This window comes from Kitasatospora sp. NPDC058406 (assembly GCF_042722765.1).
Taxonomy (GTDB): Bacteria; Actinomycetota; Actinomycetes; order Streptomycetales; family Streptomycetaceae; genus Kitasatospora.
Window position 1 is genome coordinate 1 of sequence record NZ_JBHXKE010000145.1, and the last position, 23,444, is coordinate 23,444.

The window sequence follows — 23,444 nt, forward strand, 5'->3', positions numbered from 1 at the left end:
GCCCGCCCGCCCCCCCGAACCCCGGCCCCTCGGCGCACCGGGCGACCGGGCGACCGGAGATCGACCGCGCGGGGCCGGAGGGCGGCGGGCCGGCCGCCGCACCCCGTCAGACCACCGTCGGCAGCGGCGGTTCGACCGCCAGCGGGGCGGAGCTGCGGGCCCGGTGCTGTACGGCCCAGGTGGTCAGGGCGACCGTGCAGGCGTGGTCGAGGTGGCGCAGCCCCGACCAGTCCAGTTCGACCGGACGGTCCGCCGGGAGCCGCTCCAGCGCGTCGAGCAGCCGGGGGAGGCGCAGGAAGGTCGCGTTACCGCTCAGCCGGACCCGCAGGCTGGGTTCGCCGGGGCCGTCCGCGGCGGGCGGCAGCTCCTCGACCCCGATCTGCAGGTGCGAGGTCTGCCAGGCCGACTTCACGACGGCCAGGCCGACGCCGATCAGCACTCCTTCGAACAGGTCGGTGGTGATGACCGAGACGGCCGTCACCGCGAGCACCGCCGCCTCGCCCCGGTGGTCCCGGCAGAGCGCGACCGTCCGCCGCACCGGGACCAGCTTGGCGCCCGCGTGCACCAGGACGGCGGCCAGCGCGGTCAGCGGGACCAGCCCGAGCGCACCCGGCAGCAGGGCGGTGAAGAGCAGCAGCCAGCAGCCGTGCAGCACCCGGGAGGCCTTCGTCCGGGCGCCGGCCTGGACGTTGGCGGCGCTGCGGACGATCACCGCGGTCATCGGCAGTGCCCCGAGCAGCCCGCAGAGGGTGTTGCCGACGCCCTGCGCGGTGAGTTCGCGGTCGTAGTGGGTGCGCGGGCCGTGGTGCATCCGGTCGACGGCCGCGGCGCTGAAGAGGGTCTCGGCGGAGGCGATCAGGGTGAAGGCGAGAATGGTGCCGACGCCCGCCGTGCCGGCCAGGGCGCCGAGCGCGGCGCGGTCGGGGAGCTGGACCACGTCGACCAGGGCGGCCACCCGCACCCGGGCCACCGGCAGGTCCGCCGCGGCCGTGACCGCGGCGGCCAGGCCGACCGCGGCCAGCGGGGCCGGCACCGCCCGGGCGAGCCGGGGCGGCAGGTACTTCCAGGCGACGAGGACCAGCAGGGTGCCCGTGCCGAGCGCCACCGCCGCGGGGTTCGCGACACCGGTGACGGCGTCGCGCAGCAGGGCGGGGACACCGGCGATCTTCTCGGTACCGGTGCCGGGGGCCCGGCGGTCGGCGAGCGCGTAGAGCTGCCCGAAGAGCAGGGTGAGGCCGATGCCGGCCAGCATGCCGTGCACCACCGAGGCCGACATCGCACGGAACCAGCGCCCCAACCTCAGCGCCCCCATGGCGAGTTGGAGCAGTCCGGTGAGCAGCACCAGCATCCCGAGGGCGGCGGCGCCGTACTGCTGGACGGCCTCGTAGACGAGGACGGTCAGGCCGGCGGCCGGTCCGCTGACCTGGAGGCTGCTGCCCGGCAGGGCGCCGACCACCAGGCCCCCGACGATGCCGGTGACGAGGCCGAGTTCGGCCGGCACCCCGGAGGCGACGGCGACGCCCACGCAGAGCGGGAGGGCGACCAGGAAGACCACCAGGGAGGCGGGCAGGTCGTGGCGCCAGGGCACGGCACGCAGCGCTTCGACCGGGGCGTGGCGCAGGGCGCGGCGGGGGCGGGCGCGCCCGGGCGGGGCGTTGTGGCGCGGGCCGGCGGGCGGACTCTTGCGCCGGCGGGGCAGGCCGTTCACCGGACCACCGCCCCGGCACACGGGGGGAGGTCGAGGGCGGTGGGGCGGGTGGCCCCGGCGACGGGGCGCGCGGCCCCGGTCGCGGAGCAGGTGGTCCCGGCGGCCGGGGTTTCGGGCAGGGGACGGCGTCGGGGCATGGGGCGATTCCTTCCGTGCGCCCGCCACGGCGGGCACTCAGCTGCTGGGAGGGCGGAACGGCGGCGGGCGGGGCCGGCGGGCCCGGCGGGCGGGACGGGCCCCCCGCCGGGTGGTCCCGGGCGATCCCGGACGGTCCCGGGTGAAGCGGAGCGGACCGGGCGTGCGCGAACCCGGCGGTCCGGGTGCGCGGGCGGCGGCGGGTGGCGGGTCGGGGCCGGTGCGGTCGCGCGGGCGGGTCGCCCCGGCGGAGTACGGGCGGCGGCCGGGCGCACTCGGGCCCGAGCCGCCGGAGCTTCCCGCGTCGTCCTTGAGCATCCTTGGGCTTGCTGCGAACGGGACCCGAGCGCCGGAGCTCCCCCGCTCCCCTATCGGCCCTCAACCCCCCTTGCCGCGACCCGAGTTGAACATGGCAACCATGACGGGTCCGGCGTGCCACCGACGGTACCCAGCGGCCCGCGGCAGGCCAACCTCCCCCACCGTCCCTTCACGCGGGACACACGCGAGGCTCGCTTTCGGGCCGGAATCCGGGCTTCGGACGGGCACGCACGTTCGCCGGTCGAGCGCCCGGCCGAGAACTCGGCCCGACGAACGACCGGGCGGTCGACCGGGCGACGGACCGGACGGCCGCCGCGGGCCCGACCGTGCGACCGGCGGGTCGGCGGCCGGAGGCGCCGACCCCACTTCCACATTCTGTTGAACCTCCCCTTGACGCCTCGACGCGGCCCGCCATACTTTGTTTCCACATAAAGAAACCTTTTTTCCGTATGGTGGAATTCTGGAGATGAGCCCTCCGATTCCCTGCGGGCCGACGACGCAGGAGAAGTCCGATGCCTCGTATGACAGCCGCCCGCGCGGCCGTGGAGATCCTCAAGCTCGAAGGCGTCGAGGTCGCGTTCGGCGTGCCGGGTGCGGCGATCAACCCCTTCTACGCCGCCCTCAAGGCCTCCGGCGGGATCCGGCACACGCTGGCCCGCCACGTCGAGGGCGCCTCCCACATGGCGGAGGGCTACACCCGGACCCGGGCCGGGAACATCGGCGTCTGCATCGGCACCTCCGGGCCGGCCGGCACCGACATGATCACCGGCCTCTACTCGGCGATCGCCGACTCCGTCCCGATCCTGTGCATCACCGGCCAGGCCCCGGTCGCCCGCCTGCACAAGGAGGACTTCCAGGCGGTCGACATCGCCTCGATCGCCAAGCCCGTGACCAAGGCCGCCACCACCGTGCTGGAGGCGGCGCAGGTCCCCGGCGTCTTCCAGCAGGCCTTCCACCTGATGCGCTCGGGCCGCCCGGGCCCGGTCCTGATCGACCTGCCGATCGACGTCCAGCTCACCGAGATCGAGTTCGACCCCGAGGCGTACCAGCCGCTGCCGGTCTACCGGCCCACCGCCAACCGCATCCAGATCGAGAAGGCCCTCGCGCTGCTCCAGCAGTCCGAACGGCCGCTGATCGTGGCCGGCGGCGGCGTGATCAACGCGGACGCCGCCGAACTGCTGCGGGAGTTCGCCGAACTCACCGGCGTCCCGGTGGTGCCGACCCTGATGGGCTGGGGCATCGTCCCGGACGACCACGAGCTGAACGCCGGCATGGTCGGCCTGCAGACCTCCCACCGCTACGGCAACGAGAACTTCCTCGCCTCGGACTTCGTGCTCGGCATCGGCAACCGCTGGGCCAACCGCCACACCGGCGGCCTGGACGTCTACACCGCCGGCCGCACCTTCGTCCACGTCGACGTCGAACCGACCCAGATCGGCAGGATCTTCGCCCCCGCCCTCGGGATCGCCTCGGACGCCGGGGCGGCGCTCGAACTGTTCGTCGAGGTGGCCGGGGAGCTCAAGGCCGCCGGCGTCCTCAAGGACCGCAGCGCCTGGGCCGCCTCCACCCAGGAGCGCAAGGCGCGGCTCCAGCGCCGCACCCACTTCGACGACGTCCCGATCAAGCCGCAGCGCGTGTACGAGGAGATGAACCGGGCGTTCGGGCCGGAGACCCGGTACGTCACCACGATCGGCCTCTCGCAGATCGCCGGCGCGCAGCTGCTGCACGTCTACCGGCCGCGGCACTGGATCAACTGCGGCCAGGCCGGGCCGCTCGGCTGGACCGTGCCGGCCGCCCTGGGTGTCGCCACCGCGGACCCGGAGGGCCAGGTCGTCGCGCTCTCGGGCGACTACGACTTCCAGTTCATGATCGAGGAGCTGGCGGTCGGCGCGCAGCACCGGATCCCGTACGTCCACGTCCTCGTGAACAACGCCTACCTGGGCCTGATCCGTCAGGCGCAGCGGAACTTCGACATCGACTTCCAGGTCAAGCTGGAGTTCGAGAACATCAATGCGCCGGAACTGGGCGTCTACGGCGTGGACCACGTCAAGGTCGCCGAGGGTCTGGGCTGCAAGGCGATCCGGGTCACCGAACCGGAGGGGCTGCTGCCGGCCTTCGAGGAGGCCAAGAAGCTGGCCGCCGAGTTCCGGGTCCCGGTGGTGGTCGAGGCGATCCTGGAGCGGGTCACCAACATCTCGATGGCCGCCGCCGACATCGACCAGGTGGTGGAGTGGGAGGAGGTCGCCACGCTCCCGGAGCACGCCCCCACGGCGATCCGGCCGCTGGCACCCTGATCCGTCCCGGCCGTCCCGGCCGCCGCCGCACCCGGTCGCTCACCCGGTGCGGCGGGGACCGGGGCCGCGGCACGGAAGGAGGCCGGGTACGGACGGCCGGACGCGGTCGGCCGGACGCGGCGCACACCGCACCGACGGCCCGAGGCGTTCGGAACGAGGGCCGTACGGGTACGTACCAGGGGCCGCCCGCGCGCGACCGCGGCGCGCGGGACTCTCCGTCCCGGGAGGCCGACGCCGTGTCCTTCACCATGACCAGCTCCGAACGCGAGCGCTTCCTGGCCGCCGTCCACGTCGGCGTCCTCGCCGTCGGCGGCGCCGGTCCGGCCGGCGCCCCGCTGGCCGTCCCGATCTGGTACTCCTACCGGCCCGGCGGGCTGGTCACCGTCCTCACCGGCCGCGACTCCGCCAAGGCCCGGCGGATCCGGACGGCCGGCCGCTTCACGCTCTGCGCCCAGCAGGAGGAACCACCCTGCCGCTACGTGAGCGTCGAAGGGCCGGTGGTGGCGTTCGAGGACCGGCTCGACCCGGACGAGCGGGCCGCCATGGCCCGCCGCTACCTCTCCCCCGCCACCGTGCCGGCCTACCTGGCGGCCACCGCCGACCAGCTCACGGCCGACATAGCCATCCGGATGCGGCCCGAACGGTGGCTCAGCGCCGACTTCTCCGCCGTCGCCGAACGGCTGGCCGGACCGCCCGCCCCGGAACACCCGCGGCCCGTCGACGGTTGAGCGAGCGGGAGCGGCTACCGTTCCTGACGAGCCCGGTCCGTTACCGAAATCCGCAGACCCTCCGAAGGGGACCACACCGTGAGCCTGTACGACATCCCGCTGCGCACGCTGTCCGGCGAGGCCGCCTCGCTGGCCGACTACAAGGGCAAGGCGCTGCTGATCGTCAACGTCGCCTCCAAGTGCGGCCTGACCCCGCAGTACGCGGGCCTGGAGCGGCTCCAGGAGCGCTACGCCGAGCGCGGGTTCACCGTGCTGGGCTTCCCGTCGAACCAGTTCGCCGGGCAGGAGCCGGGCAGCGCGGAGGAGATCCAGACCTTCTGCTCCACCACCTACGGCGTCTCCTTCCCCCTGTTCGAGAAGACCGACGTCAACGGCGAGGGCCGGCACCCGCTGTACGCCGCGCTGACCCGGACCGAGGACGCCGAGGGCCAGGCCGGGGACGTCTCCTGGAACTTCGAGAAGTTCCTCGTCTCGCCCGACGGCACGGTGGCCGCCCGGATCCGGCCGCGCACGGAGCCGGAGTCGGACGAGGTCGTCGCCGCCATCGAGGCCGTGCTCCCGGCCTGACGCGCACGCGCGACCCTTACGCCGGAGGGCCCGGGGCACCCCGGGCCCTCCGGCGTGCCCGCACCCGGGTCGGCGGACCGGCGGACGTCGCCGGCTCAGGAGCAGCGGTAGGGGAACGAGGTGGCCGTCGTCCGGGCCTGCGGCGAGAGGATCTCCAGGGTCGCGGTGGCCTCCAGCGCACCCCGCCCCTCGAAGCTCCAGCGCAGCACCAGTTCGGTGCGGTGGGCGCCGGAGCGGACGTCCTGGAGGATCTCGCCGGAGGTCGTGCCGTCGCTGCGCAGCCAGCGGTACCGGAGGGTGCCGGCCCCGCCGTTGGTCTCCACCGTGGCCGTGATCACCGCCGTGCCCCCGCAGCCGGGGGTCTCCTGGCCGCTGGTCACACCGACGCCGGTGACCGCGAGGTCGGGTGCCCGGAGGCGCCAGAAGAGGAGGGCCAGGACGGCCGCCAGCACCGCCACCGGCACCAGCCACCGCCGCACCCGGCGGCCCCGGCGCGGCTCCTCCGCGCCGGGGACGGCCCGGCCGTGCCAGACGGCGGCGGCCTGCGGGGGGACTCCGGGACCGAAGCGCCTCAGCTCGCCCGGGGCGAACGGTCGCTCGGCCTCCGGGCCGCCGCCGGCCGGTCCCGTAGCGGGCGTTGCCGCGGCGGCCGGTCCCGCGCCGGGCGGGGGCGGGCCGGGGACGGTGCTGCCGTACGCCGGGGTGTCCATCGGGGCGGTGGTCTCCGCCGGTCGAGCGGCGCCGCCCCAGACGCGGGGGTCGAGGAACGTCGCACCCGCGGCCTCGGTGGGATCGATCCGCACGGTGGCCTCGGCGTCCGGCCCGCCGGTTCCGGGCACCGGCGGCGCGGCGGGGCGGTCCGGCCGGACCGTCCGCCCCGGTGCCACCGGACCGGAGCCGAGCCGGACGGTCGCCCGACCGCCGTCCCCGCCCTCGGCCCCGTCCCCGCCCTGGGCGAGCCGGACCGTCACCTCGGCGTCGCCGTCGCCCCCGCCGGGCCCCGGGCCGAAGCTCTCCCCGCCCGGGGCGAGCCGGACGGTCCGGTCGGCGGCCGGGCCCGGGACCGGGGCGGAGTCTGGTCGGGACGTGGACATGGCTCCTCCAGCGAGCGAAATCGGGATCGGGATCGGGATCGGGACGGGTCGTCCGGACGCAGGCCGGTCACGGACCGGACCGGGTGGGTGCGGATCAGCGGGGCGGGTCGCAGAGGTAGGCGGCCACGTCGGCCGACGTCCGGCCCGGCTTCGCCGCAGCCGGCATGGTCCCGACGCGCACACCCCAGGTCGGGAAGGTGTCGGCCGAGCCGAAGTCGTGCGTCCGGGTCACGGTGGCGCGACCGTCACGGACCACCACCGTCTCGGTCGCGACGGTGACCGCCCGGCCGCCGGAGCTGTGGTACCAGCTCAGCGTGAGGTCTCCGGTGCCCGCGCCCTGGGCGACCACCGTGACCGTCGCGGTCACGCTCCAGCGCCCGGCGCAGGTCAGCGAGTCGACGTTCACCGTGCCGACCGTCACCCTCGCCGGAGCGACGGTCGCGGTCGGCGCCGGACCGAGGGTCGGGCTCGGACCCGCGGTGGTGGGCGCGCCGCCGACGGGCGGGGCCGACGGGGGCCCGACGGTCGGGGCCGTGGTGGGTGCGGCGGTGGGCACGCCGCCGACGGGCGGCGCCGGCGGCAGGCCGGTGGTGGGAGCGGCGGTGCCGGGCGGGAGCCCCGGCGGTGTCGGGGTCTTGCCGGTCGGCGAGGGCTTGGGGCCGCCGCCCGGACTGCCCGGGCCCGCCGTCGGCCCGACCGTCGGTACGGGCGTGGCGCCGGTGCTCGGGGCGTCCGGGCCCGTCGGCGCGGCCGTCGGAGCGGACGGGTCCGTGCTCGGGGTGTCCGGGCCCGCCGGCGGGCCGGCCGGTGAGGGGTCGCCCGCCGGGTCGGGCGCGCCGAGGCTGGTGGTCGCCTCCGGGGCGGCGCCGCCCACGACCGTGCGGCCACCGCCGTCGGCGGCCCCGGCCATGGCCATGCCCGCCAGCGTGGCGAGGGTCAGCGCGCCGGCCGCGACGCCGACGAGGGCCTTGCCGCGGGTGCCGAGCCGCACCCCGCGCCGGACCAGGGTCTCCCGGACGGCCGCGGACGGGGCAGGACCGGCCCCGACCACGGTCTCCGCCGTCGGCGCCGCGGTCCCGCCCAGGGTGGTGTGGGCCAGCGAGGTGCCTCCGGCGGCGGCGCCCGCACCGGGCAGCAGCAGCGCGAGCAGGGCGACCAGTGCCGTCAGGTCGAGCCGTCCCTTCTCCTCCCACTGCGGTCCGTACCCGGCGGCCGCGACCGCCTCCAGCTCCTCGACGAGCGCGGTCGCGCTGTCGGGCCGGTCCTCCGGATCCTTGGCCAGGCCGGACAGGATCAGCGGCCGGACCGGGTCCGGCGCCAGCTCCGCCGGGATCGGGGCCTCGGTGTGCTGGACGGCGAGTTCGGCGATCGTGGTGCCGCCGTAGGGACGGGCGCCGGTGAGGCACTCGAAGAAGGTGACGGTGGCGGCGTAGACGTCGCCGGCCGGCGAGGCGGGCCGCCCCGCCCACTGCTCGGGCGGCATGTAGGCGGGGGTGCCGGACACGTCACGGTCGTCACCGCTCGGCACGGCGATGCCGAAGTCGACCAGTTTGGAGGTGCCGACGGTGTCCACCAGGACGTTGGCGGGCTTGTAGTCGCGGTGCACCACGCCGGCCTCGTGCGCGGCGGCCAGGCCGAGCAGCGAGCCCTTCAGCACGACCAGGGCGGCCTCCGGCGTGGTGGCGCCCTCCGCCCGGAGCAGATCGCGCAGCGCGATGCCGTCCACCAGCTCCATCACGATGGCCGAGCCCCGCTCCCCCTCCACGTACTCGTAGAGCCGGGTGACGTGCGGGGAGTCGATGCCGGCGAGGACCTCGGCCTCCGTGCGCAGGCCGGGCGTGCCGACGGAGCCGTGGAGGTACTTGACCGCGACCGGGGTGCCGGTCACCCGGTGGCGGCCGCGCACCACCCGGCCGCTCGCCCCGGCACCGAGCTCCCGTTCGTGGAGGTACTCCGGGAGTTCCCACGGCCGTTCGTCCGAAGGCACCCGGGCGTCCCCCGCGGCGGGGACGGTCGCGCCCCCGGTCTGTCTGTGGTCCTGCTGCTTCCGGTCGTCCATCGCTTCGCGTTCTCCCCGTCGCTCCCGCGGCTCTGCGGCGTCGCACCTTACGGCACCACCGCCGCTACCTGGGACGCAGCCCGGGAACAGCGGGTTCCGGGCCCCCGGAGCGGCCAGGTCACGATTCGGGTGATTCGCACAGGGTGCCAACCGTTCGGACGCCCGGAGGGCCGACCGGTCGGACGGCGGCCGGCTCGTCGGGCCCGACGCCCGGGCCCGACGCCCGGGCCCGACGCCCGGACCGACGCCCGGACCGACGGGGCCCGGGGGCTCACGCCAGCAGCAACCGCGTGCCCGGCGGCAGCTCACCGGCGTGGGCCGCGTCCCGCAGGTGGGCCAGCAGGGTCGTCCGCAGCGCCTCCGCGGCGCGGGTCAGCGGCACCTCCGAGTCGTGCGCCACCGCGATGCTGCGCCCCAGCCCCGGGGCGGCGAACGGGGTCACCACCAGCCCCGAGCGGGCCGCCACCATGCCGGGCAGCACGGCCGGCCCGAGCCCGGCCCGGACGAAGCCGAGCACCGCGTCCATCTCGCCTCCCTCGACCGCGAACTCCGGCTCGAACCCGGCCGCCCGGCAGGCCGCGAGGGTCGCCTCGCGCAGGTCGTAGCCCTCGCGGAACATGACCAGCGGACGCCCGCGCAGCTCCGTCACCCGGACCTTCCGCCGCCGGGCGGGTGCCCGGCCCGCGCCGGCCCGGTCACCGGGCCCCGGCCGAGCGGCCTCGCGCTCCACCAGCACCAGCTCCTCGTGCAGCAGTTCCGTGACGGCCAGCGGATGCCCGGACCGTCCGGCCGCACCGCCCGGCCGGGTGATGACCAGCGCGAGGTCCAGCTCCCCCGAGGTCAGCGCCGGCACCAGATCGCCCGAGCCGCCCTCCCGGACCACCAGGGCCACCCCCGGGTAGCGGTCCCGGAAGACCCGCAGGACGTCCGGCACCAGGCTGGTGCAGAGGCTCGGCGGTGCCCCCAGCCGGACCCGGCCCCGGCGCAGCTGCACGGTCTCCTGGACGGCGAGGCGGGCGTTCTCGGTGTCGGCGAGGATGCGCCTGGCGAGCGGCAGCAGCGCCCCGCCGGCGTCGGTCAGGGCGATGTTGCCGCGCGTGCGGTGGAACAGCTCGGCTCCCAACTCCCTTTCCAGGGACCGGATCTGTTGCGAGAGTGAAGGCTGTGCCACATGCACCTCCTCGGCGGCCCGGGTGAAGTGACGGGTCTCGGCGACGGCCACGAAGTAGCGGAGTTGCTGGAGCTGCACCCGGCCAGGATAGGCCGCCCCGGCCGCCCGGCACGATAGCCGGGGGCTATGGTCGCGAGCCGAATCATGTCTTGGACGTACCGTCGTTGCCGTCCCTACCGTTGGCGCCATGACAACCGCGACTCGGACGGCCCGGCATCCGTCCACCCTGGCCACCCTGTGGCGGTCGACCGTCGGCAAGAAGGCGGTCATGGCCGTCAGCGGACTGGTCATGCTGCTCTACCTGGTCGCGCACATGCTGGGCAACCTCAAGGTGTTCTTCGGGCCGGAGGACATCAACGGCTACGCGGCCTGGCTGCGCACCCTCGGTCAGCCGTTCCTCGGGCACGAGTGGTTCCTCTGGATCGCCCGGGTCGGCCTGCTGGCCGCCGTCCTGCTGCACGGCGTGGCCGCGTACCAGCTGAGCCGGCGCGACCTGGCCGCCCGGCCGGCCCGGTACGCGCACCGGCGGCGGCGGGCGAGCTACGCGACCCGGACCATGCGCTGGGGCGGGGTGATCCTGGCGCTCTTCCTCGTGTGGCACATCCTCGACCTGACCACGCTGACCGTGAACCCCAACGCGGAGCACGGCAAGCCGTACCAGAACATCGTGGCCTCGTTCGGGACGTGGTACGGCTGCGGGATCTACGTCGTCGCGATGCTCGCGGTCGGCCTGCACGTCCGGCACGGCTTCTGGAGCGCCGCGCAGACCCTCGGCGCCAACAACGCCCGCCGGGACCGCGCCTTGAAGCTGACCGCCAACGGCCTGGCCTTGCTGCTGACCGTGGGCTTCCTGTCCGTCCCCGTGGCCGTCATGACCGGAGTGGTGAGTTGAGCACCGACTACAGCGACTACCGGACCGGTGAGCCGGTCGCCGACACCCGGGCCCCCGCCGGGCCGATCGAACAGCGGTGGGACCAGCGGCGGTTCGACGCCAAGCTGGTCAACCCGGCCAACCGGCGCAAGCACACCGTCATCGTGGTCGGCACCGGCCTGGCCGGCGGCGCGGCCGGCGCCACCCTCGCCGAACAGGGCTACCGCGTCGTCCAGTTCTGCTTCCAGGACTCCCCCCGGCGGGCCCACTCGATCGCCGCCCAGGGCGGCATCAACGCGGCCAAGAACTACCGCAACGACGGCGACTCGGTCCGGCGGCTCTTCTACGACACCGTCAAGGGCGGCGACTTCCGTGCCCGCGAGTCCAACGTGCACCGCCTGGCCCAGGTCTCGGTGGAGATCATCGACCAGTGCGTGGCCCAGGGCGTGCCGTTCGCCCGCGAGTACGGCGGTCTGCTGGACACCCGGTCGTTCGGCGGCGTCCAGGTCTCCCGGACGTTCTACGCCCGCGGCCAGACCGGCCAGCAGCTGCTGCTCGGCGCCTACCAGGCGCTGTCCCGGCAGATCGCCGCCGGGAACGTGGAGATGCACGCCCGCACCGAGATGCTCGACCTGCTGGTGATCGACGGGCGGGCGCGCGGGATCGTCGCCCGCGACCTGGTCACCGGCGCGGTCTCGACGTACACCGCCGACGCGGTGGTCCTCGCCAGCGGCGGGTACGGCAACGTCTTCTACCTCTCCACCAACGCCAAGAACTCCAACGCCACCGCGATCTGGCGGGCGCACCGGCGCGGCGCGTACTTCGCCAACCCGTGCTTCACCCAGATCCACCCCACCTGCATCCCGCGCTCCGGCGAGCACCAGTCCAAGCTCACCCTGATGAGCGAGTCGCTGCGCAACGACGGCCGGATCTGGGTGCCGAAGGCGAAGGGCGACACCCGGCCGCCGGCCGAGATCCCGGAGGACGAGCGGGACTACTACCTGGAGCGGATCTACCCGTCCTTCGGCAACCTGGTCCCGCGCGACATCGCCTCCCGGGCCGCCAAGAACGTCTGCGACGAGGGCCGCGGCGTCGGCCCCGGCGGCCAGGGGGTCTACCTCGACTTCGCCGACGCCGTCCGCCGGCTGGGCCGGGACGCGGTGGAGGCCCGGTACGGCAACCTGTTCGAGATGTACGAACGGATCACCGCCGAGGACCCGTACCGGGTGCCGATGCGGATCTACCCGGCGATCCACTACACGATGGGCGGGCTCTGGGTCGACTACGACCTCCAGACCACCGTCCCGGGGCTGTTCGCCGTCGGCGAGGCCAACTTCTCCGACCACGGCGCCAACCGGCTCGGCGCCAGCGCCCTGATGCAGGGCCTGGCGGACGGCTACTTCGTGCTCCCGCCGGTGCTCAACGACTACCTGGCCCGGGAGAGGCTCCCCGCCGTCCCGGCCGACCACGAGGAGATCGCCACGGTCGAGGCCGAGGTGACGGACCGGCTGAACCTGATCCTCGCGGTGGACGGCGACCGGACGCCCGACTCCTTCCACCGCGAGCTCGGCGAACTGCTCTGGGACGAGTGCGGGATGGCCCGCGACGCGGAGGGGCTGCGCCGGGCGCTGGCCCGGATCCCGCTCCTGCGCGAGGAGTTCTGGCGCCGGATCAAGGTCCCCGGCACCGGCGAGGAGCTGAACCAGTCGCTGGAGAAGGCCAACCGGCTGGTCGACTACTTCGAACTGGCCGAGCTGATGTGCCTGGACGCACTGCACCGGGCCGAGTCCTGCGGCGGCCACTTCCGCACCGAGAGCCAGACCCCGGACGGCGAGGCCGCCCGGCGCGACGAGGAGTTCTCCTACGCCGCCGCCTGGGAGTTCACCGGCACCGGCGAGGCGCCCGTGCTCCACCGCGAGCACCTCGACTTCGAGCACGTCCACCCCACCCAACGGAGCTACGCGTGAACCTCACCCTTCGGATCTGGCGCCAGGCGGGCCCGGACACGCCGGGCTCGATGACCACCTACCAGGTCGGCGGGATCAGTCCGGACATGTCCTTCCTGGAGATGCTCGACACCCTCAACGAGGAGCTGATCACCCGCGGCGACACGCCCGTCGCGTTCGACCACGACTGCCGCGAGGGGATCTGCGGCGCCTGCGGCATGGTCATCAACGGCCGGGCGCACGGCCCCGAGCGGACCACCACCTGCCAGTTGCACATGCGGCACTTCACCGACGGCGACACCATCGACGTCGAGCCGTGGCGCGCGGCGGCGTTCCCGGTGGTCAAGGACCTGGTGGTGGACCGCTCGGCCTTCGACCGGATCATCGGCGCGGGCGGCTACATCACCGCCCCGACCGGGAGCGCGCCCGACGCGCACGCCACCCCGGTGCCCAAGGAGGCCGCCGACACCGCGTTCGAGCACGCCGAGTGCATCGGCTGCGGCGCCTGCGTGGCCGCCTGCCCGAACGGGTCGGCGATGCTCTTCACCTCCGCGAAGGTGGTCCACCTCACCATCCTCCCGCAGGGCGCGCCGGAGCGGAGGTCGCGGGTGCGCGAGATGGTCTCCGCGATGGACGCCGAGGGGTTCGGCGGCTGCACCAACACCGGCGAGTGCGCCACGGCCTGCCCGAAGGGCATCCCGCTGCCCAGCATCGCCGCGATGAACCGCGAGTTCCTGCGCAGCTCGTTCGGCTGAACCGACGGCGGGCCCGGGGTCCGCCACCGCCGCCCGCCGCCCGCCGCCCGGCCAGCCGCCCGCTGCTCCGCCGTCCGCTACTCGGCCGGTCCGGCCGGGGCGGGCAGCCCGGCGAGGGCGTCCGCGAGGGCGCGCAGGTCCGCGGGCCGGACGGACGGGCCCATGGCGGCGAGCCGGAACGGCGAGAGTGCGCCGAGCATCGCCCGCAGGCCCGGGGCGGCCAGCATCGGCAGCCGCTCCAGGACGGCCGCGGCGGCCCGTTCGTCCTCCAGCAGGGTGCGCAGCGGGGTGTGCACGGAGAGCGGTGCGTCCGGGAAGTCCCCGGCCTCGGGGAGGGGTTCGGCGGAGGCGAGTGCCTGCGGGCGCTGGGCACGGACCTGGAGGTGCTCGGCCGTGACCGGCCCCGCGGCGGGCAGGCCGAGCCGTTCGAACTGGTCGGCCGGGGCGTCGGCGTCCCGCAGCGCCTGGGTGAGCAGGGCCGCCAGCTGGAGCTCCAACGCGTCGTCGACCAGCGGCTGTTCCTGGTCCGGATCGGTGTAGAGGTCGAACAGCAGGGTGCCGAAGGCGTACGGGTTGCCCCAGGCGTTGGCGGGCAGCCGCAGGACGGGCATGCCCTTGGTGAAGGGCAGCGGTCCGGCCAGGGTCGCGGGGGCCAGCTCCTGCGGCGTGAAGGGGCCGTGCATGTGGGTGGGCATCAGGGTGTGCTCGTACAGCGGGCGGTTGTCGGCGTCCTTGCAGGCGCGCATGTAGACGTACCGGCCGTCGGTGATGTTGACGTGCCCGCCGAAGACGCCGAACAGGCCGTGCAGCCGGACGGGGGTGTCGTGGGCGACGGTGTCGGCGAGCGGGCGGCCCTGCATGTCGGGGGTGCGCGGGACGCCGAAGTACTCCAGCAGGGTGGGCCCGAGGTCGACGGTCTGGACGAGGGCGGCGCGGCGGCCGGTGGCACGGGTGCGCGGGTCCCAGACGAAGAGCGGGGTGTGGATGTTCTCGTCGTACCAGGGCTGGATGTTCTTCCCCCACCAGCCGCGCTCGCCGAGCAGCAGGCCGTGGTCCGTGCAGACGATCAGCAGGGTGTCGTCCCAGAGGTCGTGCTCGTCGAAGGCGTCGAGGACCCGGCCGAGCGAGTCGTCGCACATGGTGAGCAGCGCGGCGTACTCGTTGCGGGCGTGCTCGACGGCCTCGGGGCTCTCCGTGACGCGCCTGTAGTCGGGCCAGTCGAAGTGCGGGCCGTCCCAGTCGTGCGGGTAGTGCTTCTTGTGCTCGGCGTAGGAGTAGAAGGGCTCGTGCGGGTCGAAGCACTCGATCTGCAGGAACCAGCGGTCCTGGTCGCGGTTGGTGGCGAGGAACTCCAGACCGGCGTCGAAGGTGCGGGTCTGCGGGTGGTCGGCGATGTCCTGCAGGTACTGACGGTTGACCCAGTCCTGGCGCCAGGCCGGGCCGGCGCGCCAGGAGAGCGTCTCGGGGATGTCCGGGTCGGCGACGTGCCCCTTCCATTTGTCGCCCTCCTGGCCGCGGAAGAACTCGTAGCTGCCGTACCGGTTGTGGTAGGTGGCGCCGCCGTCCTCCCAGTAGTGCTGGTGGTCGGTGACCAGGTGGGTGTAGACGCCGGCCTTGCCGAGGAGGTCGGGGACGGAGTCGTCGAAGGGCTCCAGCGGGCCCCAGGAGCGGTGCAGGAAGTTGTAGCGGCCGGTGTGCATCTCGCGGCGGGCCGGCATGCAGGGCATCGAGCCGCCGTAGCAGTTGTCGAAGGTGGCGGATCGGGCGGCGAGGCGGCTGAAGTTCGGGGCCAGGGTCCAGTCGCAGCCGTAGGGCGGCAGGAAGCGGCGGTTGAGGCTGTCGAACATGACCAGGACGGCTTTCACCGGGCGGAGTCTCCTTCGATGGGCGCGGGGCGGGCTTCGGCGGCGGGGCGGGCTTCGGCGGCGGGATCGGGATCGGGGTCGGCGGCGGGGTCGGGCAGCGCGTCCCCGAGCAGGCGGCGGGTGCGTTCCAGCCAGTCGAGCCAGGCGTCGACGGCGGACGCGCCGTACTGGTGGGTGAGTTCGCGGAGCAGGCGGACCCGGTGGGCGTCCGCCTCGGGGACGCCCTCGGCGAAGGCCACGGACCGGTCGCGGCCGCGCATGGTGGCCACCTGGCGCCGCCGGTAGGCGAGTTCGGTGTCGATCAGGTCGATCAGCCGGTCCGGGGCGACCAGGCCGGTGAAGTAGAACCGGGCCATGAAGTCCGGGTCCTGGAAACGGCTGGTCGGCCGGTACGGCGAACGGGCCTCGGTGACCAGCTCGGCGCGGCCGGCCCCGGTCAGCCGGTACACCTTGGCGTCCGGGCGGCCGTCGCGCGGGTCGGTCTCGAAGGCGACCCAGCCCTGTTCGGCCATCCGGTTGAGCAGCCGGTAGATCTGGCTCTGGTGGGCGTTCGAACGGACGAACTGGCCCTCCCCCGCAAGCCACTGCTTGAGGTCCCAGCCGCTGCGGGGGTGGATGGCCAGCAGGCCGAGCAGGACGTGGTCGAACTTCACCGGGGGCGCTTCCCTCTTCCGTGACGACAGCTAGGTGCATTCTCACCTAGGTGAAAAGTGCTATAGCTTGGCCCCATGAGTCAACCCCCCGCCGAACGGTCCTGCTGCCTGCCGTCGGCCCGGGCCGCCGACGCGCCCGTCCTCCCGCTCCCTCCCCGGGCCGCCGACGCCCGGCCCGTACACCCCGAAGCGGCGCTGCCCGGAGGCGTGTTCGCGATGGGGGACGCGCACGACGAGGGGTACGCCGCCGACGGCGAGACACCGGTGCACGAGGTGGAGCTGGCCCCTTTCACCATCGACACCGAGCCCGTCACCACCGCCCGGTTCGCGGCCTTCGTCGAGGCCACCGGCTACCGCACCGACGCCGAGCGGGCCGGTTCCTCCGCCGTCTTCCACCTGTTCGCGCTCGCCGAACCCGCCGACCTGCTCGGCCGTTCCCCCGCCGCGCCCTGGTGGCTGGAGGTCCGCGGCGCCGACTGGCGCCACCCCCACGGGCCGCTCGGGGACGCCGCCGACCAGCTCGACCACCCCGTGGTGCACGTCAGCCACCGTGACGCGCTCGCCTACTGCCACTGGGCCGGCCGCCGGCTGCCCACCGAGGCCGAGTGGGAGTACGCCGCCCGCGGGCCGCTGGCCGGCCGCCGCTACCCGTGGGGCGACGAGCTGCGCCCGGACGGCGAGCACCGCTGCCGGATCTGGCAGGGCCGGTTCCCCGACCTGCCCACCGGCGAGGACGGCTGGTACGCGACCGCGCCGGTCGGCACCTACCCGCCCAACGGCTTCGGCCTGTCCGACGTGGCCGGGAACGTCTGGGAGTGGTGCGCCGACCGCTTCGACCCCGGCTGGTACGCGCGCTCACCGCGCCTCGACCCGCGCGGACCGGAGCACTGCCCGGACGGCACCGGGCGCCGGGTGCTGCGCGGCGGCTCGTACCTGTGCCACGACTCCTACTGCAACCGCTACCGGGTGGCCGCCCGCACCGGGAACACCCCGGAGTCGACCAGCGGCAACTGCGGCTTCCGGACGGTCGCCCGCTGAGCTCCCCCGGGGGCGCGCGAACCGGTCGTGCGCGCCCCGCTTCCGCGACGGTTCGTCAGGATCGGTGCTGGGCCACCGTGATTCGCGCTACCGTGGTGCCCGCGCCGAGGAGGAACGCATATGCCCGAGGTTCAGTCCTGCTCCGGGTGCGGCGGGTCCGGAGGGACCGAGAAGACCGAGGCCACGGTCGAGCTCGATGAGGAAGGGAGCATGGTGCCGAGGATCCACACCTTCTGGTCGCCATGCGGTCGGTGCCACGGTTCCGGGACGGTGATCGTCGGATGAGGCTGGTCTTCGAATGCGTCGAGTGCGGCAGCCACTACCTGCCGCCCGAGGGGATGGCCTACCCGGACGGGCCCGCGTCGCCGCTCTGGTGCGCACGGTGCCAGGCGGTGAAGCGGGAGGCCGGGGTCCGGGAGGACCCGCTGCTCGCCCGGATCGCGCTGGCGGCCGCCCGGGCCACGCGCACCGGCGCCGCACCGGAGGAGTCGACCGGCGGACGGCCGGACGTCCGGCCGTCGCGGCCCCCGCTCTCCCGGCGGGCCCGTTCCGGACCCGGCGGGGTGCGCGGCAAGCTCGCCTAGAACCTCTCCGGCGGCTCGGGGGCCGTTGCGTTCAGGCCCCCTGCGGAGCCGGGACGGTCGGGTCCGTCTCGGCCAGGAAGCGCCCGAGCAGGTCGGCGACCTCCTCCGGAGCGTCCTCCGGGCTGTAGTGGCCGACCCCGGGCAGCTCGACGACCCGGCCCTCCGGGAAGGCCGCACGGAACAGCGGGAGGAAGTGCCGGGCGTTCAGCGTCCGGTCCGCGGCGCCCCAGACGGCCAGCGCGGGAACGGCGGCCAGCGCCGCGCGGGCCTCGTCCGACGGCTCCTCGAACCGGTGCGCGCCGGTCGCGAAGCCCTTCGCCCAGCCGATCGCGCCGAGGCTCTGCCCCGGGGTCGGGAACGGTGCGCCGTACGCGCGGAGCCAGGTGTCGGTGATCAGGGCGGGGTTCTCGAAGCCGTTGAGGCGCAGGGTGCCGAGGACGTCGCGGCCGAGGTCGCCGAGGACGGCGTCGAGGGTGCCGTCGGCGTGGGCCCGGGCGATCCAGCGGAACCACGGGGAGTCGGCGGCGTTGGCGGCCAGCACCTCGGCGAGGTCGGGCTGGCCGAACGGGGTGGGGCCGTTGACGCTGACGACCCGTGCGACCAGGTCGGGCCGGCGGGCGGCCAGGCCCATGCCGACCGGCCCGCCGAAGTCGTGCATCACCAGGGTGATCCCGCTCAGGCCGAGGTCGAGGACGAGTGCCTCGGCATTGTCGATGTGGTCCTGCAGCCAGTACGTGCGGTCCGCGGGGGTCTCGCTCCTGCCGAAACCCATGTGGTCGGGGACGACGACCCGGTGGGTGGGCGCGAGGCGGCGGACGAGGTCCCGGAAGAGGTAGCCCCAGGTGGGTTCGCCGTGCAGGCAGAGGACGACCGGACCGGCGCCCTCGTCGACGTAGTGCATCCGGAAGCCGGGGGCACCGCTGAAACGCGGACGGTACGGGAAGGTGCCGGCGAAGGTCTCGTGGGCGGCGATCATGGCGGGCCTCTCGGAGCACAGTGGTAGCAATGTGAAACCGGGCAGGGCCGAGCCTAGACTTGCCGGTTTTTATTTGCAACCACAATGAGGGGCGCGGCCCTCACCGCGCCGCCTCGGCGACAGCGGCGTCACCGCACCGCCCGCGGGAGGGCCTAGAACAGCGCCTCCTGGGTGTCCGGCGCCTCCGGGCGGACCCGCGGACGCAGGGACAGCCCGGAGGGCGGTCGGCCCGGCGCCGGGGAGAGCGTCCAGCCGGTGAGGCGGCGGGTGTCGAGGAGCAGCGGTTCGGTGCCGTCGGACTGGTCGAGCAGCAGGTGGCGCCCGATCGCCGGGCGCAGCCGCCCGGCGACCACCGCTCCGGGCGCGAGCGCGTCGATCTGCCGGTAGGCGGCCGGAGCGCCGCCGGTCAGGCCGAAGACCTCGACGTGGTCGGTGACCGGGTGGCCGGCCAGGAGTTCCAGTCCGTGCCCGTCGAGCAGTCCGTGGGCCCGGGAGCGGGCCTCGGTGAGCAGCGTGCGGCGGTGCGCGAGGTCGCCGTGCTCCCACCAGTGGTCCAGCTTGACCCGGCTGTTGAACCGCTCGCGGGCCAACCCCGAAGCGGCGACCGTGAGTTCCGCCCGGCGCACGGCGGGGAGCGCACCCCGGGCGGCGAAGGTCCAGGCCAGCGCGCCCTGTTCGAGCAGGCGGCTGGTGCCGCGCTGCTCGGCGGTCAGGCCCACCTTCAGCAAACCCTCGCCGAACCAGGCGAGGTACAGCCGGTAGGTGCGGCCGTCGTCGAGGATCTGGTCCCGGGCCAGCGCCAGCCCCCGGTCGACGCTCTGGCAGGGCGCGCACTGCACGGCCCCGCCGTCCGGGGCGATCTCGGCGTGGTGCGGGCACGGTGTGCACTCGTCCTGGCCCACCAGCCAGGCCCCGGTGCAGCGGCGCGGTCCGCCCAGCAGCCAGCCGACCTCGGTCCCGGGCGACGCCTCGCGCTCGTGCACCCGGCGGCCGTGGACGGCGCTCAGCACCGGTCGGCCGTCCCGCCAGTGCAGGCCGGTGGAGACCCAGCCGGTCGCCGGGCCCGCCTGTCGTTCTGCCACGTTCACCTCTCCCGTCCGAGCCATCGAGGCTACCCGGCGGGTCCGACACCGGGACACCACGGGTGGTCCGGCGGCGCCGGGGCCACCGAGGCGCGCCAGGCTGTCGGGGCCCGCCCGGGACTGCCTTGGGCTGCCTTGGGCTGCCTTGGGCTGCCTCGGGCTGCCGCCGACCGGCTACCGTCAGGGACATGATCACCGAATCCGCCCGGCCCGGGCCCGTGACCCCCGACGACCTCGCCGCCGTACTCCGGCTCGCCGTGTCCACCCTGCGGGCCGCGCCCGCCGACGCCGACTGGTCGCGCCCGGCCGGTGCGGTCAGCTGGGACTGCTGGAGCACCGTCGAACACCTCGCGGACGACCTGCTCGCGTACGCCGCCCAACTCGGCCCGGCCGAGCCGCCGCAGGACCGCTACGTGCCGTTCCTCTCGGTGCGGCGCTTCCCCGGCGGGCCGAACAGCTTCGTCTTCGTCGACCGTGCCGGCGGCCCGGCCGCGCTGATCCAGGTCCTTGAGGCGAGCGGCGCCCTGATGGTCGCGATCGCCCGCACCGCCGCGCCCGGGGTACGGGCCTACCATCCCTGGGGTCTGGCCGACCCGGCCGGATTCGCCGCGATGAGCCTGGTGGAGACGCTGGTCCACCTGCACGACGTCGCCGAGGGGCTCGGACTGCCCTGGCAACCGCCGTCGGACGTCTGCCACCGCGTCCTGGCCCGGGTCTTCCCGGACGTCCCGCTCGACGACGCCGCCGGTGCCTGGCCCACCCTGCTCTGGGCCACCGGCCGCACCGAGCTGCCGGGCCGGCCGCGGCGCACGGAGTGGCGCTGGTACGCGGAGGTACGGGCGGACGCACCGCCGGTCTGAGCCGGCGCACCACCGGCGGCCCTGCGGCGGGGGCGGGAGCGGCCCGACGGCGGGGGCGGGGGCACCGGGTGACACCGCCTCACCGCCCCGCAGGACCGCAGGTCGCGGGCGCTTTGCGCGGTCCCCCCGTCCACGTTCTATTGTGGCGGCGCGGCGGCGGCGCGGCCGGGAGACGGAAGCGGCGCCGGACGGGCGTGGAACGAAGGGGTGGACGTGGCGGGGCGGCGGAACAACGGGGTGCTGGCGGTCTGGGCGGAGGCGCAGCGACAGGAGCAGCGCCGGGAGGAGGCCCGGTGGCGCGCCCAGGCCACCGAGCAGCGCCGACGTGAGCGGGAGGAGCGGGAGGCGCAGAAGGCCGCCGCCCGCGGCGAGCGGGAGGCGCAGCGCGCGTACCAGCAGGGGCGGGAGGCGGAGGCCGCCCGGCGGACGGCCGAACTGGACGCCCGGGTCGCCGAGTTGAGCGGTCTGCTGACGGCCGGCCTCGGGCGGCCGGCGTTCCGGCCGCAGGCCCTGCTGGCGGCGCGCCCGGTGCCGGCGTTCGAACCGGGCCGGCTCGGCGAGCCGGTGCCGATGCCGGACCAGACCCGGTACCGGGTACCGCCGCCGGATCCGGTGCAGGCCCGCAACCCGGGCGTCTGGCAGCAGTACGAGCAGTACGCGGCGCAGGCCCGCGCCCGTTTCGAGCAGGACTGGTACGCGGCGCAGGCGGCCGAGGCGGACCGGCAGCGGCGCCTCGCCGAGTACCACGGGCAGTACCTGGAGTGGGTGGCCCGGTTCCGCCGGGAGGACGAGGAACGGGCGGCCGGGACGCAGGAGTTGCTGCGCCGGCTGCGCTCCGGCCAGGCCGAGGCGGTGCAGGAGTACTTCACCGCCGTGCTGTACGCCTCGGCCGCCTGGCCGGAGGGGTTCCCGCACCGGCTGGTGGCGGCCTGGGAGGCGTCCAGCCGCCAGCTGGTGGTGAACTGGGAGCTGCCGGGCCCGGAGGTGGTGCCGGCGGCGGGCCGGGTGCGGTACGTGCGGACCGACGACCGGGAGGCGGAGGTGGCCCGCCCGGCGACCGAGCGCAAGGCGCTGTACCGGGAGGTGCTGGCGCAGAGCGCGCTGCGGGTGGTGACCGAGCTCTACCGGGCGGACGGGGACGGGCTGCTGGCCTCGGTGGTGCTCAACGGGTTCGTCCAGGGGATCGACCCCGCGACCGGCCGGGAGGCCGAGCGGTTCCTGACCACGGTGACCGTGGACCGGGCCGAGTTCGCCGGGCTGGCGCTGGACCGGGTGGCGGCGGTGGAGTGCTTCCAGGGCCTGGGCGGTGTGCTGTCGGCCCGTCCGGAGCGGCTGGACGAGGTGCGACCGGACCGGCTGCCGGAGACGGTCGGCGGCAGCGTGGCGGGGCAGGGCGGCGAGGACGAGCCGGACCTCTTCGCGATGGACCCGATCGAGTTCGAGGAGCTGATCGCCGAGCTCTTCCGGCTGCGCGGGTTCCGGGTGATGACCACGGCCCGCAGCGGCGACGCCGGGGTGGACGTGGTCGCCGAGGACCTCGACCCGGTGACCGGTGGACGGATCGTCATCCAGGCGAAGCGCTACCGCTCGACGGTCTCCCCCACCGCCGTGCGCGACCTGGACTCGACGGTCCGCCACCACGGCGCGATCAAGGGCATCCTGGTGACCACGGCCGGCTTCGGACCGGGCTCGTACGAGTACATCCGCAACAAGCCGCTGACGCTGGTGAGCGGGCCTGAGCTGGTGGAGCTGCTGGCCGAACAGGGGCTGCGCGGCCGGCTGGGCGACGGGAGCGGACCGTCCGGCGGCGGCCGGGCCGGGGGCGGTACGGCGGGTCGCGCTCCCTCCGGCAGCGGTCCGGCGGGCGGCCCGTCGGCGGACGCCGCCTCGGGGAGCGGGCCGGCGAACGGCCGGCGGCCGGGCGACGAGCCCTCGGCGGAGGACCACGCCACCACCGTGGCACTCTCCTGGCGGAGCCGGACGGCCGGCGGCGACGCGGTCGAGCTGGACATCTCGGCCTTCCTCTGCGCGGGCGGCAAGGTGCTGAGCGACGAGCACTTCGTCTTCTTCAACAACCCGCAGGACCCCGACGGCGCCGTCCGGGTGCATCCCACCCGCTCGGTGTCCGGGGAGCCGGTGCGCCGGGCCGAACTGACCCTGGAGCCGGGGCGGCTGGCGCCGGGCGTGGACGAGGTGGTGGTCGCGGTCTCGACCGAGGAGGACGACCAGCCGGCGCTGCCGCTCGGCTACGTGCACGAGCTGTCCGCGGCCGTCTCGTTCGGTCCGGACACCACCGGGCCGGCGGCCTGGACGGCCGACACCGGCGGGGTGCCGGAGACCGCGCTGGTGATCGGCTCCTTCCAACGCCGGGGCGGTGTCTGGCGGTTCACGCCGAGCGGGACGGCGGTGCCGGACGGCCTGGCCGGACTCGCGGTGCGCTGGGGCGTCGCGATCGAGTAGGGCCGCCGTCCCCCTCGGGGTCGAGGTCATACCTGAGGACGAGAGAGCCCCCCGCCGGGACGCCGGGACGGCGGGGGGCCTCCGTACCCGGGGCCGACATTCCGGACGCGGACGGGTTGCGAGAATCGAACGGAACGCAATCGTCCGCTTCGTCCACAGCCCTCAGGAGTCCCCCGTGACGATGTCCGCAACCGCCGTCCGCACCGGCCGGGCGGCCGCCCGCGCCACCGGCCTCAACAAGGTCTACGGGGAGGGCGAGACCCGCGTCGTCGCCCTCGAC

At 75.0% G+C, this 23,444-nt stretch carries 19 protein-coding genes and 1 pseudogene; 11 read left to right on the forward strand and 9 right to left on the reverse strand.

The genetic code is table 11. The features are described 5' to 3' along the window. Positions 1-106: 106 nt before the first annotated feature. Both ACFWOG_RS25700 and ACFWOG_RS25705 read right to left on the reverse strand, forming a co-directional pair. On the reverse strand, positions 107-1,621 hold the full coding sequence (locus tag ACFWOG_RS25700; protein ID WP_380361152.1) for a SulP family inorganic anion transporter: 1,515 nt from the start codon (positions 1,619-1,621) through the stop codon (positions 107-109). 83 nt (positions 1,622-1,704) lie between these two features. Then, positions 1,705-1,845, reverse strand: coding sequence for a hypothetical protein (locus ACFWOG_RS25705; RefSeq protein ID WP_355407303.1), 141 nt, complete (start codon positions 1,843-1,845; stop codon positions 1,705-1,707). A gap of 828 nt (positions 1,846-2,673) precedes the next feature. Between ACFWOG_RS25705 and gcl the strand changes: the two genes are divergently transcribed. The 3 genes from gcl (at position 2,674) to ACFWOG_RS25720 (ending at position 5,750) form a co-directional block, all read left to right on the forward strand. Further along, on the forward strand, positions 2,674-4,455 hold the full coding sequence (gene gcl, locus ACFWOG_RS25710; RefSeq protein WP_380361142.1) for a glyoxylate carboligase: 1,782 nt from the start codon (positions 2,674-2,676) through the stop codon (positions 4,453-4,455). Between the two features lie 236 nt (positions 4,456-4,691). Continuing rightward, positions 4,692-5,183: a pyridoxamine 5'-phosphate oxidase family protein gene (locus ACFWOG_RS25715; RefSeq protein WP_329951794.1), complete on the forward strand. Its 492-nt coding sequence runs from the start codon at positions 4,692-4,694 to the stop codon at positions 5,181-5,183. A 78-nt stretch (positions 5,184-5,261) separates the two neighbouring features. Further along, the gene (locus tag ACFWOG_RS25720; protein WP_329951795.1) at positions 5,262-5,750 is read left to right on the forward strand and encodes a glutathione peroxidase; all 489 of its coding nucleotides are present in this window, start codon (positions 5,262-5,264) and stop codon (positions 5,748-5,750) included. Positions 5,751-5,845: 95 nt separating this feature from the next. Here the strand turns inward: ACFWOG_RS25720 and ACFWOG_RS25725 are convergent, their stop codons facing one another. The 3 genes from ACFWOG_RS25725 to ACFWOG_RS25735 form a co-directional block, all read right to left on the reverse strand. Continuing rightward, positions 5,846-6,844, reverse strand: coding sequence for a hypothetical protein (locus ACFWOG_RS25725; RefSeq protein ID WP_380361143.1), 999 nt, complete (start codon positions 6,842-6,844; stop codon positions 5,846-5,848). A gap of 94 nt (positions 6,845-6,938) precedes the next feature. Next, on the reverse strand, positions 6,939-8,903 hold the full coding sequence (locus ACFWOG_RS25730; protein ID WP_380361144.1) for a protein kinase: 1,965 nt from the start codon (positions 8,901-8,903) through the stop codon (positions 6,939-6,941). A gap of 271 nt (positions 8,904-9,174) precedes the next feature. Beyond that, complete coding sequence (locus ACFWOG_RS25735) at positions 9,175-10,152, reverse strand: LysR substrate-binding domain-containing protein (protein WP_329879284.1); 978 nt, start codon at positions 10,150-10,152, stop codon at positions 9,175-9,177. A 109-nt stretch (positions 10,153-10,261) separates the two neighbouring features. On the opposite strand from ACFWOG_RS25735, the gene ACFWOG_RS25740 reads away from it, so the two are divergent. From ACFWOG_RS25740 to ACFWOG_RS25750, 3 genes are read left to right on the forward strand one after another with little or no spacing between them, the layout of a single operon-like run. After that, positions 10,262-10,966, forward strand: coding sequence for a succinate dehydrogenase cytochrome b subunit (locus ACFWOG_RS25740; RefSeq protein WP_329951798.1), 705 nt, complete (start codon positions 10,262-10,264; stop codon positions 10,964-10,966). Further along, complete coding sequence (locus ACFWOG_RS25745; RefSeq protein WP_380361145.1) at positions 10,963-12,912, forward strand: fumarate reductase/succinate dehydrogenase flavoprotein subunit; 1,950 nt, start codon at positions 10,963-10,965, stop codon at positions 12,910-12,912. Before ACFWOG_RS25740 ends, ACFWOG_RS25745 begins: the two co-directional genes overlap by 4 nt. Beyond that, on the forward strand, positions 12,909-13,646 hold the full coding sequence (locus ACFWOG_RS25750; protein WP_329879287.1) for a succinate dehydrogenase/fumarate reductase iron-sulfur subunit: 738 nt from the start codon (positions 12,909-12,911) through the stop codon (positions 13,644-13,646). Before ACFWOG_RS25745 ends, ACFWOG_RS25750 begins: the two co-directional genes overlap by 4 nt. A 77-nt stretch (positions 13,647-13,723) precedes the next feature. Here ACFWOG_RS25750 and ACFWOG_RS25755 read toward each other — a convergent pair whose 3' ends face one another. Then, complete coding sequence (locus ACFWOG_RS25755; RefSeq protein ID WP_380361146.1) at positions 13,724-15,511, reverse strand: sulfatase; 1,788 nt, start codon at positions 15,509-15,511, stop codon at positions 13,724-13,726. Next, positions 15,508-16,164, reverse strand: a complete 657-nt coding sequence (locus ACFWOG_RS25760) for a PadR family transcriptional regulator (protein WP_380361147.1) — start codon at positions 16,162-16,164, stop codon at positions 15,508-15,510. The genes ACFWOG_RS25755 and ACFWOG_RS25760 overlap by 4 nt, the downstream gene beginning before the upstream one ends. Before the next feature lie 75 nt (positions 16,165-16,239). Between ACFWOG_RS25760 and ACFWOG_RS25765 the strand changes: the two genes are divergently transcribed. Both ACFWOG_RS25765 and ACFWOG_RS25770 read left to right on the forward strand, forming a co-directional pair. After that, on the forward strand, positions 16,240-17,202 hold the full coding sequence (locus ACFWOG_RS25765) for a formylglycine-generating enzyme family protein (protein WP_380361148.1): 963 nt from the start codon (positions 16,240-16,242) through the stop codon (positions 17,200-17,202). A 281-nt stretch (positions 17,203-17,483) separates the two neighbouring features. Then, positions 17,484-17,786 carry a hypothetical protein gene (locus ACFWOG_RS25770; protein WP_355408331.1) on the forward strand — a complete coding sequence of 101 codons (303 nt, stop codon included), beginning with the start codon at positions 17,484-17,486 and terminating at the stop codon, positions 17,784-17,786. A 31-nt stretch (positions 17,787-17,817) separates the two neighbouring features. On the opposite strand, the gene ACFWOG_RS25775 is transcribed toward ACFWOG_RS25770, so the two are convergent. Together ACFWOG_RS25775 and ACFWOG_RS25780 are read right to left on the reverse strand one after the other, a co-directional pair. Then, a complete protein-coding gene (locus ACFWOG_RS25775; RefSeq protein ID WP_355408333.1) occupies positions 17,818-18,762 on the reverse strand; it encodes an alpha/beta fold hydrolase in 945 nt (314 codons plus the stop codon). A 152-nt stretch (positions 18,763-18,914) separates the two neighbouring features. After that, entirely contained in the window at positions 18,915-19,844 is a 930-nt protein-coding gene (locus ACFWOG_RS25780; RefSeq protein WP_380361149.1) for a DUF2797 domain-containing protein, read from the reverse strand. A 188-nt stretch (positions 19,845-20,032) separates the two neighbouring features. On the opposite strand from ACFWOG_RS25780, the gene ACFWOG_RS25785 reads away from it, so the two are divergent. The 3 genes and pseudogenes from ACFWOG_RS25785 to ACFWOG_RS25795 form a co-directional block, all read left to right on the forward strand. Beyond that, the gene (locus ACFWOG_RS25785; protein ID WP_380361150.1) at positions 20,033-20,704 is read left to right on the forward strand and encodes a maleylpyruvate isomerase N-terminal domain-containing protein; all 672 of its coding nucleotides are present in this window, start codon (positions 20,033-20,035) and stop codon (positions 20,702-20,704) included. Positions 20,705-20,917: 213 nt separating this feature from the next. Further along, positions 20,918-23,164 (forward strand): restriction endonuclease, encoded by a 2,247-nt coding sequence (locus ACFWOG_RS25790; RefSeq protein ID WP_380361151.1) that lies wholly within the window; start codon positions 20,918-20,920, stop codon positions 23,162-23,164. Positions 23,165-23,345: 181 nt separating this feature from the next. Beyond that, positions 23,346-23,444, forward strand: a pseudogene (locus ACFWOG_RS25795) (ABC transporter ATP-binding protein); the annotation flags it as partial.